Source organism: Stenotrophomonas sp. TWI169 (assembly GCF_039674705.1).
GTDB classification, from domain to species: domain Bacteria; phylum Pseudomonadota; class Gammaproteobacteria; order Xanthomonadales; family Xanthomonadaceae; genus Stenotrophomonas; species Stenotrophomonas maltophilia_P.
Map to the genome: position 1 here is coordinate 121,884 of NZ_JBDJOB010000007.1, position 17,778 is coordinate 139,661.

Below are 17,778 nucleotides of genomic sequence, written 5' to 3' on the forward strand. Positions count from 1 at the left end.
GCTCCGGGTCACCATGGTTGCCTTGTTTCCAAGGATGACCACCATGCTGCAGACCCTGGCCGTCGCCAATTATCGCTCGCTGCATACGCTGGTGCTGCCGTTGCAGCAGCTGAACGTGATCACCGGCGACAACGGCAGCGGCAAGTCCAGCCTGTATCGGGCGCTGCGCCTGCTGGCTGAAACCGCCCAGGGCGGGGTGGCCTCAGCGCTGGCGCGCGAGGGTGGGCTGGGCTCGGCGCTGTGGGCAGGGCCCGGCAGGATCGACCGCCGGGTAGCTGCAGGCGAGATTCCGCTGCAGGGAGGGCCGCGACAGGAGCCGGTAGGCCTCAGACTGGGTTTCGCCACCGATGACTACGGCTACGCCATCGACCTCGGTTACCCGCCGCCCAGCCTGTCGGCATTCGCCCTGGACCCGCAGATCAAGGCCGAAGCAATCTGGGCCGGTCCCTTCCTGCGCACAGCCAGTCAGCTGGTGGATCGCCGGGGCGGGATGGTGCGGCAGCGCCATGCACGTGGCTGGGATGTGCTGGACGACCGGTTGTCGCTGTTCGACAGCCTGTTCACCCAGGTAGCTGATCCGCAGCGCATGCCGGAGACCTTCGCCCTGCGCGAGTACATCCGGCGCTGGCGCTTCTACGATCACTTCCGCAGCGATGCCGATGCCCCGGCACGGCAGCCGGCGATGGCCACGCGTACCCCGGTGCTGCACCACGATGGCCGCGATCTGGCCGCAGCGTGGGTGACCATCCTGGAAAACGGTGACCCGGTCGCGCTGGCTCGCACGGTGGACGATGCCTTTCCCGGGGCTTCGGTGGGATTCGAGGTGCTGGATGGACGGATGGTGCTGCGGTTCCACCAGCCCGGCCTGCTGCGGCCGCTGTCGATGGCCGAACTGTCCGACGGCACGCTGCGTTTCCTGCTGCTGGCTGCTGCCCTGCATACGCCGCGGCCGCCGCCGCTGATGGTGCTCAACGAACCGGAAACCAGCCTGCATCCTGACCTGCTGCCTGCGTTGGCGCGGCTGATCGTGGCGGCCAGTTCACGCAGCCAGGTGTGGGTGGTGTCGCACGCCAGCCGCCTGATCGCCGCTCTGGAGCAGGCGCCCGCATGCCATTCCGTGCATCTGCACAAGGAACACGGCCGCACGCTGCTGAGCGGGCAGGGCCTGCTGGACGCGCCGGCATGGCACTGGCCGCGGCGGTGACGTGCCCGCTCAATCGGCGACGTTGCGGGCCTCCGCGGTGCCGAGGATTTCCGGATGCTGCAACGGCTTGCGGCGGTTCAGCAGCGGATGCAGGAAGACCGCACCGACGATGATCGCCACGCCCAGGTAGAACCAGGGCGTGACTTCGTGCTGCTCGCGCAGCAGCAGTACCGCCAGCAGCACCGCATACACCGGTTCCAGGTTGGTCACCAGCTGCACGGTGTAGGCGCTGAGGTGGCGCAGCGCGACCAGGGCGAGGGCGAACGGCAGCAGGGTGCAGATGCCCGCCAGTACCAGCAGCAGGATGCCGTCGTGCAGGTCCGGCACCACCCACAGCGGGCTGGCCAGGGCCGGCAGCAGGTAGGGCATCAGCGGCGCAAGCAGGGTCAGGGTCAGGGTGCCGGCCCCCAGTTCAAGCGCAGTCACCGTCAACGGATCGGCGTGGCTGACCATGCGCTTGTTGAGCGAGCCGAACACCGCCACCAGCAGTGCAGACAGCGCGCCAACCAGAACCCCCAGCCGCATGCCATCCGGCACGCCCCCCACCACCAGCGCCACGCCCGGCAGAACCGCCAATCCGAAGGCCAGTTCGCGCAGCTGGAACGGACGCTTGGCCACCCACGGCTCGATGATCGAGGTGAACACCGGCGCCAGCGCGATGCAGGTCGCCGCCACCGAGGCATTGGCCAGTTTCACCGCACCGTAGAACGTCAGCCAGTGCAGGGCAACCAGCGCACCGATGCCGGCGTATCCGGCCACCACCCGCAACGGCAGCGTGCGCAGGCCGCGCCACACCCGTGGCAGCAGTGCCAGCATCGCCGTCACCAGCAGCATGCGCCACCACACCAGCGGCAGCGCCGGCAAGGTGATCAGCTTGCCCAGGATGGCCGTGACGCCCCACAACAGGACACAGAAGTGGATCTGCCAAAGTGCTTTGCGGGTGTCGGGCGTGCTCATCCGCCTATTGTGCGGCAAGGCGGTGACCGCTGGGCGTCGGCAGCTCGATCCTGGCCGCGTTTACCGCCCCTGAGACCCGAGCAGGTCGTCCAGCCGCCGCTGCAGGGCCATCGCCGCGGCCGGATTGCGTGCCTTGCCGGCACCGATGCAGAGCAGGTACACCTCTCGTGGCGTCGATGGGGCGGATCCGGCAAGGCATGGCAGGTCGTCGACCGGCTCGCCGACGGCCCAGCGCCGGGCGCGTTCGGCCCAGCGCTGCTGCGTGGCGGCAGGCAGCCCCTGCAGCAGACGGGCCTGGCTGCGCTTGATGCGCGCGTAGACGAAGCTGGCGGTGACGTCGCCGTGCAGCGGGGCTTCGTCGCTGTCTTCGATGACCAGCGCCACCCCGTGCCTGCGCGCGGCAGTGACCAGGGATGCGCTGTGCACCTGCGGATTGCGGATTTCAACAGCGTGCTGCAGCGCCACGCCATCGAGCTGCTTGGGCAGCTGGGCCATCAGCGCGTCCAGTGCCCCGGCATCGGCAGGGTGGCGGGGATCGAACTGCCACAGCAGCGGCCCGAGGCGGTCGCCCAGGGCGATCGCTGCCTGCAGGAACGGCGCGGCGGCCTCCACGGTGCCGGACAGGTCGCGACGCTGCACCAGATAGCGGGGTGCCTTCAGGGAGAAGCGGAAGCCGGCCGGAGTCTGCGACGCCCACTGCGCGCACTGGGCCGGGGTTGGGGTGCGATAGAAGGTGCCGTTGATCTCGATGCAGCGCAGGGCACGGCTGGCGTGCGCCAGTTCCTCCCGCTGCGGCAGGCCGGGCGGATAGAACATGCCGCCGCGCCATTCCGGGAACACCCAGCCGCCGATGCCGCAGCGGATGGGGGCGGGTGCCGGCGCGGTCACTGGCGGTGGTCCGCGCGCCAGGGATCGTAGCTGCCGAACCACCACACGTAGCCTTCCGGATCGGCACAGGCGTAGCCACGGCCGCCATACGCCTGGTCGGCAATGTCGATCACGATGCGCGCGCCGGCCGCCTTGGCCCGCGCATAGTGCGCGTCGGCGTCGCTGACGATCACGCAGGCGCTCTGGGTCTGGCGGCCCCCTGTTTCGTCAGGCATCACCGCCAGCTTCGACCACGCGCTGTCGTTGCTGGTCGAACCCAGCATGATCATGCCGTGCCCGAACACCAGCTGCGCGTGGAACACCACGTCGCCATCGGCGTACACCGCCTGCGCCTGGAAGCCGAACGCGCGCTGCAGCCAGTCGATCGCCGCCAGCGCGTCGCGGTAGCGCAGGCATGGAATGATGGTGGATCCACTGCTTGATCGGCCGTTCTCGTCCATGGCACCCCTCCTATGGCACAGGGCACGATGCGCCGGCGACCGTTACCATCCCGCGAAACCCCGGTGATGGCCTGCACATGGCCGCGACCCCTGCTCGGAGATGGTTCTGGATGAATACCTGGATTGGAGGAGCCGTGCTGCTGGCCTGCACGACCATGGCGAATGCTGCAACGCCCCCGCAGCTGCAGGATCTGGATGCGACCGTCGAGCGCGTGCGTGCGCAGTTCGACGTGCCGGGCATCGCCGTTGCCGTGGTCAAGGACGGCAAGGTGGTGCTGGAACGCGGCTGGGGCGTGCGTGAGCAGGGCAGGCCGGATCCTGTGCAGGCCGATACCCTGTTCGCGATCGCCTCCAATACCAAAGCGTTCACCGCCACCTCGCTGAACCTGCTGGCCGAGGACGGCAAGCTGAAGATGGACGACAAGGTGATTGACCACCTGCCGTCGTTCCGCATGTCCGATCCGTTCGTGACCGGGCAGATGACGATCCGTGACCTGCTCTCGCATCGCAGCGGCCTCAGCCTGGGCGCGGGCGACCTGCTGTTCTGGCCGGCCACCGCCTACAGCAATGCCGAAGTGGTGGAGCGGCTGGGCAAGGTGCCGTTGAAAGGGGGATTCCGCGAGAGCTATGCCTACGACAACATCCTGTACGCCGTCGCCCAGCAGGTGATCGAGCACGTTTCCGGCATGAGCTACCAGCAGTTCCTGCAGACCCGCATCTTCGACAAGGTGGGCATGGCGGGCACGCGCTACAACGCCGACCACCTGCGGCCCGGCGACAAGGCGGCCGTCGGACACGCCAAGTACGATTTCAAGGATCTGCGCACCGTCGCACCGCTGACCTGGTCGAACAATGCCGGGGCCGGCGGCATCTATTCCAGCGCGCACGACATGGCGCGCTGGATGCAGGTGCAGCTGGCCGAGGGCGCGCTGGCCGATGGCAGCCCGCTGTTCACCGCGAAGAGCCAGCAGCAGATGTGGCGCATGATCACGCCGCAGTCGATTCCGGCGCCGAGCGTGCCGGAGCTGGCACCGGCGCGGCCGAACTTCGCCGGTTACGGCGAAGGCTGGAGCCTGAGCGATTACCGCGGGCAGAAGCTGGTCTGGCACACCGGTGGCTGGCCGGGCATGGTCTCGCGGCTGACGCTGGTGCCGGGCGAGAAGCTGGGGGTCGTGGTGCTGACCAACCAGGAAGTGGGCGCTGCGTTCAACGCGATCACGCTGAGCGTGCTCGATGCCTATCTGGGTGCGGAGAAGCACGACTGGGTGGACGCCTATGCCAAGGCCGTGGCCAAGGGCCAGGACAAGGCCGATGAGGCCTGGGCCAAGCACCAGGCAGCGCGTGTCAGGGGCAGCACTCCCTCGCTGCCGCTGGCCGGTTACACCGGCACCTTCCGCGACCGCTGGTATGGCGACATGCAGATCAGCACGGAAGGCAAGAGGCTGCGCCTGCGCTTCATGAAGACCGCGCAGCTGAGCGGCCGGCTGGAGCACTGGCAGCACGACACCTTCATCGTGCGCTGGGACGACCGTTCGCTCAATGCCGATGCCTTCGTGAACATCAGTCTCGACCCGGATGGCAAGGTGCGCGAGGTGCGCATGCAGCCGATCTCCGACCTGACCGATTTCAGCTTCGACTTCCAGGACCTGCTGTTCACCCCGGTCACCTGCCGCGGCCGGGCTTGGCCCGGCGCTACCGCGACGGGTAGTCAACTGACGCCGCATGATCGGTAGCGCCGGGCCATGCCCGGCGAACACGGGCCGGCGCTACCGGCACCGCGCATCGTCGGTTGGCGTACACATCCGGCATGGGATACTCCGTCGGTTGCAAGAGGCGAGGGAATGCGATGTTCCGTTGGTTTGAATCCCTGATTCCGGTGTTCCCGCCCGTGGACGGGCGCATGCCGCCGCGCAGGGTGCTGCCGTTCTACCTGCACTACCTCCGGCCGGTGTGGCCGGTGCTGTTGGCCACGCTGATCGCTGGCCTGCTGCTGGCGCTGGTGGAAGTGGCGATGTTCGATTACCTGGGCCGCATCGTCGACATGGTCGCCGAGCAGCCCGGTGCCGGCTTTTTCACACGTCACGCCAATGAGCTGGGCTGGATGCTGTTCATCACCGTGATCGCGCGCCCGGTGCTGGTCGGCCTGCACAACCTGCTGGTCAACCAGGCCATCGTGCCCGGCCTGAGCAATCGTTCGCGCTGGTTGATGCACAACTACGTGGTACGGCAGAGCCTGAGCTTCTTCCAGAACGACTTCGCAGGCAGCGTCGCCAACCGGGTGATGCAGACCGGCACGTCGCTGCGCGAATCGGCCGTGCAGATGGTCGACTCGCTCTGGTACATCGTGGTCTATACCGGCACCGCGCTGTATCTGTTCGCACAGGCCGACTGGCGATTGATGATGCCGTTGCTGCTGTGGCTGATCGCCTATGCGGTGATCATGGTCTACTTCGTGCCGCGCGCGAAGGAGCGGGCATGGATCGCCTCGGAAGCACGCTCCAAGGCGATGGGTCGCATCGTCGATGGCTACACCAACATTCCTACGCTGAAGCTGTTCGCCCATGGCGGCCGCGAGCAGGCCTACGTGGCCGAGTCGATCCAGGAGCTGGCGGTCAAGCACCGCGCGCAGACCCGGGTGACGACCGGCATGGACCTGGCCATCGCCATCGTCAACGGCTTCCTGATCGCCGGGACCTGTGGCCTGGCACTGTGGCTGTGGAACGGTGGCCACATCACCGTCGGCGCGATCACCTTGGCGACCGGCCTGGTCATCCGCATCCACAACATGTCGGGCTGGATCATGTGGACCATCAACGGCATCTTCGAGGACATCGGTACGGTGCAGGACGGCATCACCACCATCGCCCAGCCGCTGACCGTGCAGGACCGTGAGGACGCCGTGCCGCTGCAGGTCACCCAGGGCGGCGTGCACTTCCAGGATGTCCATTTCCACTACGGCAAGAAGGGCGGCGTGATCGCCGGCCTGGACCTGGTGGTGAAGCCGGGCGAGAAGATCGGCCTGGTCGGGCCCTCCGGTGCCGGCAAGTCGACCCTGGTCAATGTGCTGCTGCGGCTGTATGACCTGGAAAGCGGCCGCATCCTGATCGACGGCCAGGACATCGCGCATGTCACACAGGAGAGCCTGCGCCAACAGATCGGCGTGGTGACCCAGGACACCTCGCTGCTGCACCGCTCGATCCGCGACAACCTGCTGTACGGGCGCCCGGATGCCACCGATGATCAGTTGCGTGCTGCGGTCGCCAAGGCGCGTGCGGAAGCGTTCATCGACACGCTGGTGGACGGGCAGGGGCGCCGTGGCTACGACGCACATGTCGGCGAGCGTGGGGTGAAGCTGTCCGGCGGCCAGCGCCAGCGAATCGCCATTGCCCGGGTGCTGCTGAAGGACGCGCCGATCCTGGTGCTGGACGAGGCGACGTCGGCGCTGGATTCCGAAGTGGAAGCCGCGATCCAGGACAGCCTGGACGAACTGATGGGAGGCAAGACGGTGATCGCGATCGCGCATCGGCTGTCGACCATCGCGCGCATGGACCGTCTGGTGGTCATGGACCAGGGCCGGATCGTGGAAACCGGCAGCCATGCCGAGCTGATCGCGGCCGGTGGTCTGTATGCGCGGCTGTGGGCACGGCAGACCGGCGGGTTCGTGGCGGCCGACCAGTAGCCGCTTCGGCTGCGGCCGTTCCGCGCAGGGCGTGGATGCGGCGCAAAGAAGAACGGCCCGGTTGCCCGGGCCGTTCATCATCCACATCCAGCGCAGCCGCTTACTCGATCGGCTGATCCAGCATCAGCTGGCGGGCGAAGCGCACCGGCGGTGCGCCGTAGGACAGCATCTGGTCGTGGTAGGCCTTCAGGTTGAACGTGTCGCCCAGCTTGTCCTGCATCGCCTTGCGGGTGTCGAAGTGCTCCTGCGCGCCCACGAAGTAGGTCGGCAGCTGCGCCGAGGTCAGCTGCGCGCGCACCCACTTGCCGGCCGCTTCGCTCTCCTGCTGGAACGCGTCGTGGGTCATCAGGTGCATCGCCTTCTCGCGATCCCAGTTGTCCACGTGCACGCCCTGGTCGAGGATGGCGTTGGAGATCGTGCGCAGGTAGAACTTCAGCTGCACCAGGTGGAACAGCGGATCGTTGTTGAGGTAACCCTGCTCCTGCATCATGCGCTCGGTGTAGACCGCCCAGCCTTCGGCGAACAGGCCCGACCGCAGTACTGCGCGCAGGGTGGAGGGGAACTTGGCCGAATGCCAGCCTTCCAGGTAATGGCCCGGCGTGCCTTCATGGATGCTCAGCAGGTGGATCATGCGCGAGTTGTACTCACGCAGGAAGGAATCGACCTGCTTGTCGTTCCAGTCGTCGGGAATCGGCGACACCGCGTAGAAGGTCTTCAGGTTCTTGTCCAGCGGGCCCGGCGAATCGCAGTAGGCCACGGCCACGCCACGCTGGAATTCCGGCATCAGGATGATGTCCACCGGCGCATCCGGCAGCGTCATCAGGTCGTGCTCGCGCACGAACGCGGTGGACTGGTCCAGCGCGGCCTTGGCGTCGTCGACCACCTTGTCACGTGCCGGCTTGTCGGCGTAGGCCAGTTCCAGCGCGGCCTCGATGGCCTTCTGCTGCTGCTCGTCGGTCGGCTGCGCCGGCATCTCCGGCGCGCCCGGCTTGTCCTTCAGCACCGTCTGCGCGATGCCGTACATGTCTTCGCGCACGCGCTTGAGCTCGGCACGCGCGCGCTCACCGATCTCCTGCCGCGACAGCGAAGAACTGAGGGCGAACTTGAGCTTCTGGTCGTACTTCTCCGCACCGATGCGGAAATCACCCTTCGCGTTCGGCACGAGGGTCTTGTCCAGCCAGGTCTGCTGCTCGTCCACGGCCTTCTTCAGGCCATCGATGGCGGCCTGCAGGCGCTGCTGGTCGGCCTGCGGCAGTTCGCCGATATGCGGGGTGATGAAGGTATCGACGATGCTGAGAATGCCCTTGTTCTGCTTGGCCACCGTCTCGGCATGGATCTTCGGCACACGCGCCGGATCGAGGTTCTCGCGGGCCTGGGCGAAGATCGCCGGCAGCTTTTCCATGCGCGCGGTGGCCGACTTCAGCCGTTCCGGCAGCGGCGCGAACTCGCGTGCCATCAGGCCGTAGATCGCGCTGCCGGCGATGCCGTTGTACAGCTGCGGATCCCACTTGCCGGACTGCAGCACTTCGGCGTTCCAGATTTCCGACTGCAGCTGGTTGCGCAGGATGGCGGCATCGACCTGGTTCTCCCGGCCCAGCTTGGCCACGTCGATCCTGTCCAGCTCGCCCAGCAATGCCTTGTAGGCGGCGACAGTCTTCTGCTGGCCGGCCGCACTCAGGTCGTCGATCTCGCTGTCGTAGCGGTGGTCGCCGATCTGGGTGGCGCTGACCGGGGACAACTGCATCCAGGTGTCCAGGGCGCGCTTGGACAGTTCGGCAAAGGCCGCATCGGCTGCCGCGTCACCGGCCTGCTGGCTGGCGGCGGAGGTGGAACCGGCGGTCGGGGCGTCGGCCTGCTGGCAGCCGGCGAGGGCGGCGACCAGGGCGAGGGCAAGAAGATGCGGGCGCATCGGCATTCCTGTACGGGGTCAAACCCCGAGCATAGGCCGCCAGGGCTGCTTTGTCCCCGTGCCATAGGATTACCATTGGCACCTACACGGACCCGCCAGCGGAGAAAAGGACATGGAATACCAGGGAAGCTGCCATTGCGGCAGGATCGCATTCACGGTGCAGGCCGAGGCCCCGATCAGCGACGTCATCGACTGCAACTGCTCGATGTGCCGCCGCCGCGGCAGCCTGCTGTGGTTTGCGCCACGCGAGGCATTCCAGCTGCAGACCGATCCAGCCGATGTGGCCACCTACCAGTTCAACAGGCACCACATCGACCACCACCATTGCCGCGAGTGCGGCACTGCACCGTACAGCGAGGCCGTGGATCCGCGCAGCGGTGCGGCCATGGTGGCGGTCAACGTACGCTGCCTGCCGCAGGTCGACCTGGCCGGCCTGTCGGTGACCTCCTACGACGGAGCCGCAGCGTGACGGTCCGGCATGGATGGGTGGGCGCATTGACCGTGCCGGCACTCGTGCTGGCCCTGGCGGCCTGCGCGAAGGTGGAGCACGCGGCCGGCGCCGGTGGTGCCACAGCCGAAGCCGTGGCGTCGCCCGAAGGCGCCTTCCTGGCCTATGAACACGACGTACAGGTACAGCTGGACGCGGAAGCGATCGCGCCGCGCATCCAGCAGGTCGCGCAGGCCTGCCAGAGTGCGAAGTTCGGCGACTGTGCGGTGCTGCAGGTGGACCAGCGCAGTGGCGATTCACCCAGCGGCGAGGTCCGGGTGCGCATCGCGCCGAAGGGCGTGGAGCCCCTGATCGGCCTGGCGGGCGAGGGCGGCACACTGCAGTCGCGCACCACCCGCGCCGAGGATCTTGCACAGCAGGTGGCCGATACCGCGTTGACCAAGGCACGGTTGGAGAAGGAACACGCACGCCTGCTCGCCTACCAGGACCGTGGCGGTCTGAAGATCGAGGATCTGCTGGCGATCAGCACGCGCCTGTCGGAGATCGAGGCGGGGGTGGAGCAGGCCAGCAAGGACGCCGCGCAGCAGCGTCGCCGCATCGATACGCAGCTGCTGACGCTGCACTTCGGTACCACCTCCGGCGAGCGCGGCCGCAGCGAGATCGGCGATGCGCTGAGCGAGTCGGGCAGCATCCTCAGTACCAGTATCGCCTTCCTGATCCGTGCGGCGGCTGCATTGCTGCCGGTTGCGGTACTGGCATTGATCGCAGGATGGGGTGTGAGGGCGGGGTTGCGTCGCCGCCGTCGGACGCCGTAACGCGCGGGTTCGCCGGGCCACGCCCGGCGATGCTCAGCCTTCGTCGGTCTCGTATTCGACGAACACGTCCAGCTCCAGCGCAAGCTCCTGCACCGCGTCACGAACCTTCTGCGCGGTGCTTTCGTTGCCCACCTCCACCTCCAGTTCGTGGATGCCCGGACCGATGTCATCGGACAGTCCTGCCGAACTGGAGTCATCGTCGTCCATGTGCGGCATCAGATCGTCGGTTTCCTCGACATGTTCGATGCCTTCCAGGCCCAGCAGCAGGTCGCTGATCGCACGGGCGTCGTCTTCGGTTCCGGTAATGCGCATTCGCAGCAGGGCCATGGCAGATGCAGGTCGTTGTGGAGGTATCCGCAGCGTAGCCAGCGATGGGCAAAGACCGGGTGAGGGCCTGGTCAGCCGGGCGTGGGCGCGCCGCCGAGCAGACTGTCGGGCAGTGCCGGGATCGGTGTGCGGTCGTCCTGTGCCTGGGCCAGCAGCCAATCGATGAACAGGCGTGCGGCAGGGCTGGGCGGCTGGCCTTCGGCATGCACCACGTAATACGCATAGCGGGCCTTCAGGGCGGGCCCGGGCAGCCGCACCACCTCGTAGCGCTGCAGGTAGGGTTGGGCGATGTGGGTGCGCGCCAGCACCGCACCCATGCCGTACACCGCCGCCCGCATCGCATCGGTGCTGTCGGCGAAGGTGTGCATCGGCGGCAGCGGCGAGGGCGGGCGTACGCCCGCATGACGGAACCAGTCGCGCCAGCCCTGCGGCGAGAGATCGGTCAGCAGCGGCAGTTCGGCGATGCGCGCCGGATCGTGCAGGGCTTCCACGCCCGGCAGCGCCGGCGAGGCGACCGGGAACAGGCTGTCGTCCATCAGGTGTTGCGCATGCAGCCCCGGCCACTGGCCCAGGCCATAGCGGATGCCCACCTCCGGTCCGTTGTCGTCGTAGCGGTCCAGGCCGCTGCCGGTGTGCAGTTCCACCCGGATGTGCGGATGCGCCTGGGTGAAGCGCGGCAGGCGTGGCAGCAGCCAGCAGTACGACAGCGAGCGCAGGGTGGTGATGCGCAGCGGCACGCTGTCCGCATCCGGATGCAGATTGTGGGCGACGGCGGCGACATCGGTGAACGCCGCACTGGCGGCGTCGGCCAGCTGCCGGCCTTCGGCGGTCAGCCGCACGCCGCGGGGATGGCGCAGGAACAGGCGGGTTTCCAGCACCTCTTCCAGGCGGCGGACATGGTGGCTGACCGCGCTGGCGGTCAGGTGCAGTTCCTGCGCGGCCTGGGCGAAGTTCTGGTGGCGCGCGGCGACCGCGAACACGGCCAGGGCAGGGAGCAGGGAAGGGCGTAGCTGCATGTCCAGCCTCAAACCATATTTGTGGCTGGCAGCGATACTACGCGCTTGTGCGGCGGGCGTCTGCGTCTGATCCTGTTGCACCAACCGAGGAGTGGATGATGGACGGAGGCAGGGCATGAATGCGGTCCCACAGGCGGCCGAGCGCGACTGGCGCACGCCGCTGGAGTTGACCCTGCTGGGCGCCATCTGGGGGTGCTCGTTCCTGTTCATGCGGGTGGCGGTGCCATCGTTCGGCCCGTTCGCCCTGGTCGAGGTGCGTCTGCTGCTGGGGGCACTGGTACTGCTGCCGTTCCTGTGGCGCGCGCGGGCGCAGTTCCCGCCGCGGCGCTGGCTGTGGCTGGCGCCGATCGGCCTGGTCAACTCGGCGTTGCCGTTCGTGCTGTTCGCCTACGCCGCCGAGCACGCACCGGCGGCGATCGGTGCGATCTGCAATGCGATGACGGTCCTGTTCGCCGCGCTCATCGCCTTCCTGTTCTTCGGCGAGAAGATCGGTGTGCGTCGCGCGGGTGCGTTGCTGGTCGGCTTTGCCGGCGTGGTGGTGCTGGCGACGGCCAAGGTCTCGGGCCTGGGCATCGGCACGGCCGTGCTGGCCGGCGCCGCGGCATCGCTGCTGTACGGACTGGGGGTGAACCTGGTGAAGCGGCACATGGCGGGCCTGCCGTCTGCTGCCGCGGCGGCGGCGACGCTGTCCTGCGCCTCGCTGTGGATGCTGCCGATGGCGGTGAGCCATTGGCCGCAGGCCGCGATTCCGCTCAAGGCGTGGGGCGCGGCGATTGCCTTGGGCGTGGCCTGCACCGGGCTGGCGTTCCTGATGTTCTACCGTCTGATCGGCCGCATCGGCCCGTCGCGTGCATCCACGGTGACCTACCTGATTCCGCTGTTCGGTGCGGCGTTCGCGTGGTTGTTCCTGGGTGAGCCGGTGACGCTGCAGATGCTGATTGCGGGTGCGTTGATTCTGGGTAGCGTGGCGGTGAGTCAGAAGGGCTGAGGCGTTGGCGTTTTGCGCGTGGCGCGTGCTGAAGGTGCTTCACTGTTCATGGGCGTTACTTTTCTTTTCGCGCGAAAAGAAAAGTAACCAAAAGAAACGCGCCGCCAAGCCGCGAGCCGCCGTGCTTCGCACGTCGGTCCCCTGCGCTTCTCGGTGAATCAGGGGACGGTGCCGAACTCGCTGCGCTCAGACATCGGCACCTCTCCGCCCCTGATTCCCCTGCGATGCTCGGCTCGCTCAAGGCGGACTGAAGGTCAAGATCACCAGCAACAGCAACAGCAACAGCAACAGCATCCACGCTTGACGTGGATCTGCTGGGTGCAGCTGTGGACTTTGATCTGGGTCCGCCTTGAGCGAGCCGAGCACCGCAGGTCCGGCGAGGGCGAAGAGGCGCGGGTGTCTGAGCGCAGCGAGTTCCCGCGCCGTCCCTCGACGGGCCGAGGAGCGCAGGGTACCGATGCGCAACGCGCATCGGCTCGCGGTCGGCGGAACGTTTCTTTTGGTTACTTTTCTTTGCGTACAAAGAAAAGTGACGCCCATGAACAGTGAAGCACCTTCAGCACGCGTCACGTGCAGGAACCCATCACCGCACCGGCACCGGGATATTGCAGAGATCGATATGCCCGGCCGGACGCTTGTAGAAATCATCCACGCGATTGCGTCGCGCCTCCACCGTATCGGCGAAAGTCTTTGAATCAGTACGCAACACCTGGATCGGCGTGCGTTCGGCGGCCGCCACGTCGCTGGCACGGCGGATCGAAATGATCGGCGTGCGCAGCTTCGGGTCTTCATAGAAGCCCATCGGCGACGGGCCGCGCGGGATCGCGCTGAGCAGTTCCATGCCCTTCAGGACGCGACCGACCAGGGTGATGTTGCGGTCCAGCTGACGTGGCGACTGCCCGGTCACCACGTACAGTTCGGCACCGATGCTGCTGTCCTCGTCGTTGTTGCGACCGGCCCCCAGCATGCCGTAGCAGTGCGCCAGCCAGGCCTTGCCGGCCTGCGGATCCTGTCCGACCGGGAAGCCATCGACGAAACCGGTCTGCGCCGCCCAGCCATCGCGGTCCGGCAGCACGCTCACCTTCAGGCCGGCGCTGGCACGCTCGAACTCGGCCGGCAGCTTGCGCGCGGCACTGCCGAACGGCTTGGCCCTGGCCGGGTCATCGGCGTCGGCATCGCCGAACTGCACGACGAAGTTGTCCTGGGAACGGTAGATGCTGGTGCCGTCCCAGAAGTGCTCGTGGGCGAACGTCTGGATGTTGGCGACATGGCGGGGTGCGAACTGGGGCGCCAGTTCGATGATCACCCGGCCGGCAGGCAGATCCATGTACAGCAGGTTGGCCGGGTCGGGGGTGCGCCAATCGCTGGCGGCCGAGGCGTCAAGGATCTGCTGCGGGCTGCGGTAGGGCGTCGCTGCGCTGGCCAGCGAGGGCAACAGGCAGGCCAGGGCGAGGGCGGTCAGGGCAAGGCGACGACGGTGCGGCATGGAAACCCCGGAACATGAACGAGCCCTCGATTCTGCGCGAGCCGCAGGGCCACGCCAACCGGCAGAATGACTAACGACACATTCGCTATACCGAACTTCGCACTACTGTGGACTTCAACGTAGTGGAGGGCCGGGCATGTCGGAAGACGACATCCACCTGAAGAAGTTCCAGAAGGAGCTCAGCGCCGGAACCGTGTCGCTGGCGCTGCTGGCGGTGCTGGCCCGTACCGGCGAGCCGCTGTACGGGTACCTCATTGCCAAGGAGCTGGAGCGCGTGGGCGAGGGCGTGCTGAGTGGCAAGCAGAGCGCGCTGTACCCGGTGCTGCGGAACCTGGAGAACGGCGGCCTGCTGGAGAGCCATGTCGAGCCCTCCAGCAGCGGGCCGCCCCGGCGCTACTACCGCATCAATGACCGTGGCCGCGAAGTGCTGGCGCAGTGGCGCCAGGCCTGGCAGGCCACCCGTGATTCCGTCGATTCCGTGTTGGAGGGGGTACCGCAATGAACGACCCGAGCCTGGCAGGCCGCGCCCTGCCGACCACCATCCCGCAGTACCTGGCGCAGCTGCGCGAGGCGCTGCAGGGCGCCGATCCGGCGATGGTGCAGGACGCGCTGTATGACGCCGAGGAATACCTGCGTTCCGAGCTGGCCGCCCAGCCCGGTCGCAGCGAGGCGGAGGTGATTGCCGATGTGGCCGGCAGCTACGGTGCGCCGGATGAAGTGGCGGAGATCTACCGCGAAACGGAAGTCACCGTGAACCGCGCATTGCGCACGCCGCGCGCCGACACCGCGCCGGTGCTGCGTGTGGCAGCCGAGGCCAGTGGTGTGGAACCGGCCGCGGCACCGCCGGTGCCGGTGCCGCGCTCGCTGCTGTCGCGCTTCTTTGGCGTGGTGGCCGATCCGCACACCTATGGCGCGCTGTTCTACATGCTGCTGTCGCTGGCCACCGGCATCTTCTTCTTCACCTGGGTGGTGACCGGCCTGTCGCTGTCGCTCGGCCTGCTGATCCTGATCATCGGCGTGCCGTTGACCGTGCTGTTCTTCGGTTCGGTGCGCGGGCTGGCACTGCTGGAGGGGCGCCTGGTCGAGGCGCTGCTGGGCGAGCGCATGCCGCGGCGGCCGCGCTACACCGACCGCAGCCGCAGCTGGCTGCAGCGTATCGGCGACATGTTCACGGACGGCCGCACCTGGCTGACGCTGTTGTACTTCGTGCTGATGCTGCCCTTGGGCATTGTCTACTTCACCATCGCGGTGACGCTGCTGTCGCTGTCGCTGGGACTGATCTGGGCGCCGGTGGCAGCGATCTTCAGCGGGGAAATCCCGGGCGTGTACGTTGATGGCGTGAACGTGCTGCCGATGGCTGCCTCGCCGCTGGTCGGGATCGTGGTCGCCGCGGCGGGTGCCCTGCTGCTGCTGCTGACGCTGCACCTGGCACGCGGCATCGGCAGGCTGCATGGCCTGATCGCCAAGAACCTGCTGGTGCGCCTGTAAGCGACAAGGGGTCGGATCCCTGTTCGCAGAACAGGGCTCTGACTCCGTTCGAGCGGGGTGCCGGGGTCAGAGCCCTTTCTGTTGGAAAGGGATCCGACCCCCGGCGCGGGGTCAGCCCGCCTTGCGGCGCAGCGGGGTGACGTTGCTCTTCTTCTTCGCTTTTGCCGCCGGCGCTTCTGCGTGCGCTGCGAAGAAGTCGCGTACCTTCGGGTACACCACCTCGCGCCAGCGGCGGCCGCTGAAGATGCCGTAATGGCCGGCACCTTCGACGATGAAATGCTCGCGGCGCTCGGCCGGGATGCCCGTACACAGCGCCTGCGCAGCTTCGGTCTGGCCGAGGCCCGCGATATCGTCCAGTTCGCCTTCGATGCTCAGCAGCGCGGTATCGCGGATCGCCGAAGGGTCGACCTTTTCGCCGTTGACCACCCACTCTCCGCGCGGCAGCAGGAAGTCCTGGAAGACCACGCGGATGGTGTCCAGGTAGTACCTGGCAGGCATGTCCAGCACCGCGTTGTACTCATCATAGAAGCGGCGGTGCGCGTCGGCATCTTCCAGATCGCCCTTGACCAGGTCGGCGTAGAAGTCCCAGTGCGAGCTGAAATGGCGGCTGGGATTCATCGACAGGAAGCCGGCGTGCTGCAGGAAACCCGGGTACACGCGACGGCCTGCACCGGGGTAGCCGGCCGGCACGCTGTGGATGACGTTGTTCTCGAACCAGGACAGCGGGTTCTGGGTCGCCAGATTGTTCACCGCGGTGGGGCTGCAGCGTGCGTCGATCGGACCGCCCATCATCACCAGCGTGCGCGGGGTGGGCTCGCCACGGCTGGCCATCAGTGACACCGCGGCCAGCACCGGTACGGTCGGCTGGCACACGCTGACCACGTGCAGGCGCTCGACGCCAAGGTGGCGGATGAACTCCTGGATGTAGGCGATGTAGTCGTCCAGGCCGAAATCACCTTCGCTGGCCGCAACCATGCGCGCATCGACCCAGTCGGTGACGTAGACACGATGGTCGCGCAGCAGCGTGCGCACGGTATCGCGCAGCAGCGTGGCGTGATGGCCGGACAGCGGCGCCACCACCAGCACGAAGGGCTGGTTGAGCATGGTGTGCAGCTGGTCGGCTTCGTTGCTGTGACGCTTGAAGCGCAGCAGCTTGCAGAACGGCTTGCTCACTTCCTCGTGCACGACGATCGGCACGCGTTCGCCTTCGACCTCGATTTCGTTGATGCCCCACTCGGGCTTCTCGTAATCCTTGCCGATGCGATGGAACAGTTCGTTGACCGCCGCCAGGCGTTCGGCACCCGGCATCTGCGACCACCAGTGGCCGGGATTGGCGAAGAACTTGGCGTTGGCCTGGGCCTGGTGCACCCAGGGGGCGAGCAGGTTGCGGGTCAGTTCGTGCAGTTGATAGAGCATGACGACCGAATATGTATGGTCATATGTTGCCGCGCAGCATATCCCATCCGGGTGTCCCGCAGGTTAAGTTGGCTGAAAATAATGAATCCGGATTCACATCCGTTCCAGCGCGGCCGCATCGCCTGCCAGGGCGGGGCCGAGCCAGCAGTGCGACCCTGCCGGCTGCAGGCCGTGCCGGGCCAGCGTCCGGCGATACCAGGCTGCCGGGCGGGACTGGAAGCCCTCATGGTCGCCCTCGAACGCGTCCTCGGCGGCGAAGGTCTCCAGGAACGCGATGCCGCCGGTCAGCTCGGCCACACCTGCCAGGCCGGCGCGCAGCTCGCGGTCGGGCACGTAATGCATCACGTCCGAGCAGACCAGCAGGTCCACCGGCGCGCACGGCCGCAGCCAGGCGAAGTCGCCGAAGCGGGCCAGATGCAGGTTGCGGGTCCGGCCATAGCGATGCACAGCGTACTCGCTGCTGTCGAAGCCCAGATACTCGACCTTCGGACGCAGTTTCCGCAGCGGCGCGCGCCAGGCCCCCTCGCCGCAGCCGATGTCCAGCACGCTGCGGATCGGCCGCTCCAGGTAGTACTCGGCAGTGGCCACCGCCAACGCCACCTTGCGGGCGAGGCGGGCGCTGCCGCCGATGTCGGCCCGGCGGTACCAGCGCTGGAAGTAGGCGGCGTCGTAGGTCTTGTCCACGCAGAAGGAGGTTTCGTTGAAAACGGCGCCTAT

The 17,778-nt window shown here is 67.3% G+C and carries 17 protein-coding genes; 8 read left to right on the top strand and 9 right to left on the bottom strand.

The window, feature by feature from the left end; all coding sequences use genetic code 11:
• The first annotated feature begins 43 nt into the window (after nt 1-43).
• The gene (locus tag ABE543_RS07895) at nt 44-1,204 is read left to right on the top strand and encodes an AAA family ATPase (RefSeq protein WP_180875680.1); all 1,161 of its coding nucleotides are present in this window, start codon (nt 44-46) and stop codon (nt 1,202-1,204) included.
• A 9-nt stretch (nt 1,205-1,213) separates the two neighbouring features.
• Here the strand turns inward: ABE543_RS07895 and ABE543_RS07900 are convergent, their stop codons facing one another.
• The 3 genes from ABE543_RS07900 to ABE543_RS07910 form a co-directional block, all read right to left on the bottom strand.
• Nucleotides 1,214-2,161, bottom strand: coding sequence for a DMT family transporter (locus ABE543_RS07900; protein ID WP_053518775.1), 948 nt, complete (start codon nt 2,159-2,161; stop codon nt 1,214-1,216).
• Between the two features lie 60 nt (nt 2,162-2,221).
• A complete protein-coding gene (locus tag ABE543_RS07905; RefSeq protein WP_258391145.1) occupies nt 2,222-2,977 on the bottom strand; it encodes a DUF72 domain-containing protein in 756 nt (251 codons plus the stop codon).
• Nucleotides 2,978-3,045: 68 nt separating this feature from the next.
• Nucleotides 3,046-3,489: a VOC family protein gene (locus tag ABE543_RS07910; RefSeq protein WP_128990037.1), complete on the bottom strand. Its 444-nt coding sequence runs from the start codon at nt 3,487-3,489 to the stop codon at nt 3,046-3,048.
• A gap of 110 nt (nt 3,490-3,599) precedes the next feature.
• On the opposite strand from ABE543_RS07910, the gene ABE543_RS07915 reads away from it, so the two are divergent.
• Both ABE543_RS07915 and smrA read left to right on the top strand, forming a co-directional pair.
• A complete protein-coding gene (locus ABE543_RS07915) occupies nt 3,600-5,222 on the top strand; it encodes a serine hydrolase (protein WP_346475555.1) in 1,623 nt (540 codons plus the stop codon).
• Nucleotides 5,223-5,335: 113 nt separating this feature from the next.
• The gene (gene smrA, locus ABE543_RS07920; protein ID WP_074900932.1) at nt 5,336-7,168 is read left to right on the top strand and encodes a multidrug efflux ABC transporter SmrA; all 1,833 of its coding nucleotides are present in this window, start codon (nt 5,336-5,338) and stop codon (nt 7,166-7,168) included.
• A gap of 100 nt (nt 7,169-7,268) precedes the next feature.
• Here smrA and ABE543_RS07925 read toward each other — a convergent pair whose 3' ends face one another.
• Entirely contained in the window at nt 7,269-9,077 is a 1,809-nt protein-coding gene (locus ABE543_RS07925; RefSeq protein WP_197601092.1) for a DUF885 family protein, read from the bottom strand.
• 112 nt (nt 9,078-9,189) lie between these two features.
• Between ABE543_RS07925 and ABE543_RS07930 the strand changes: the two genes are divergently transcribed.
• Both ABE543_RS07930 and ABE543_RS07935 read left to right on the top strand, forming a co-directional pair.
• Nucleotides 9,190-9,546: a GFA family protein gene (locus ABE543_RS07930; RefSeq protein ID WP_053518787.1), complete on the top strand. Its 357-nt coding sequence runs from the start codon at nt 9,190-9,192 to the stop codon at nt 9,544-9,546.
• Nucleotides 9,543-10,340 (top strand): DUF4349 domain-containing protein, encoded by a 798-nt coding sequence (locus ABE543_RS07935; RefSeq protein WP_279941816.1) that lies wholly within the window; start codon nt 9,543-9,545, stop codon nt 10,338-10,340. Before ABE543_RS07930 ends, ABE543_RS07935 begins: the two co-directional genes overlap by 4 nt.
• 33 nt (nt 10,341-10,373) lie before the next feature.
• On the opposite strand, the gene ABE543_RS07940 is transcribed toward ABE543_RS07935, so the two are convergent.
• Nucleotides 10,374-10,667, bottom strand: a complete 294-nt coding sequence (locus ABE543_RS07940) for a hypothetical protein (RefSeq protein ID WP_053518791.1) — start codon at nt 10,665-10,667, stop codon at nt 10,374-10,376.
• Between the two features lie 71 nt (nt 10,668-10,738).
• The gene (locus ABE543_RS07945) at nt 10,739-11,683 is read right to left on the bottom strand and encodes a LysR substrate-binding domain-containing protein (protein ID WP_346475556.1); all 945 of its coding nucleotides are present in this window, start codon (nt 11,681-11,683) and stop codon (nt 10,739-10,741) included.
• Between the two features lie 115 nt (nt 11,684-11,798).
• On the opposite strand from ABE543_RS07945, the gene ABE543_RS07950 reads away from it, so the two are divergent.
• Nucleotides 11,799-12,671 (top strand): DMT family transporter, encoded by an 873-nt coding sequence (locus ABE543_RS07950; RefSeq protein WP_065174688.1) that lies wholly within the window; start codon nt 11,799-11,801, stop codon nt 12,669-12,671.
• Nucleotides 12,672-13,254: 583 nt separating this feature from the next.
• Here the strand turns inward: ABE543_RS07950 and ABE543_RS07955 are convergent.
• A complete protein-coding gene (locus ABE543_RS07955) occupies nt 13,255-14,157 on the bottom strand; it encodes a peptidylprolyl isomerase (protein WP_346475557.1) in 903 nt (300 codons plus the stop codon).
• A gap of 136 nt (nt 14,158-14,293) precedes the next feature.
• Between ABE543_RS07955 and ABE543_RS07960 the strand changes: the two genes are divergently transcribed.
• Together ABE543_RS07960 and ABE543_RS07965 are read left to right on the top strand one after the other, a co-directional pair.
• The gene (locus ABE543_RS07960) at nt 14,294-14,659 is read left to right on the top strand and encodes a PadR family transcriptional regulator (RefSeq protein ID WP_053519902.1); all 366 of its coding nucleotides are present in this window, start codon (nt 14,294-14,296) and stop codon (nt 14,657-14,659) included.
• The gene (locus ABE543_RS07965) at nt 14,656-15,645 is read left to right on the top strand and encodes a sensor domain-containing protein (protein WP_111185795.1); all 990 of its coding nucleotides are present in this window, start codon (nt 14,656-14,658) and stop codon (nt 15,643-15,645) included. Before ABE543_RS07960 ends, ABE543_RS07965 begins: the two co-directional genes overlap by 4 nt.
• A gap of 111 nt (nt 15,646-15,756) precedes the next feature.
• Here the strand turns inward: ABE543_RS07965 and phaZ are convergent, their stop codons facing one another.
• Nucleotides 15,757-17,061 carry a polyhydroxyalkanoate depolymerase gene (gene phaZ, locus ABE543_RS07970; protein ID WP_053519900.1) on the bottom strand — a complete coding sequence of 435 codons (1,305 nt, stop codon included), beginning with the start codon at nt 17,059-17,061 and terminating at the stop codon, nt 15,757-15,759.
• A gap of 93 nt (nt 17,062-17,154) precedes the next feature.
• Complete coding sequence (locus ABE543_RS07975; protein ID WP_346475558.1) at nt 17,155-17,745, bottom strand: class I SAM-dependent methyltransferase; 591 nt, start codon at nt 17,743-17,745, stop codon at nt 17,155-17,157.
• Nucleotides 17,746-17,778: the final 33 nt, after the last annotated feature.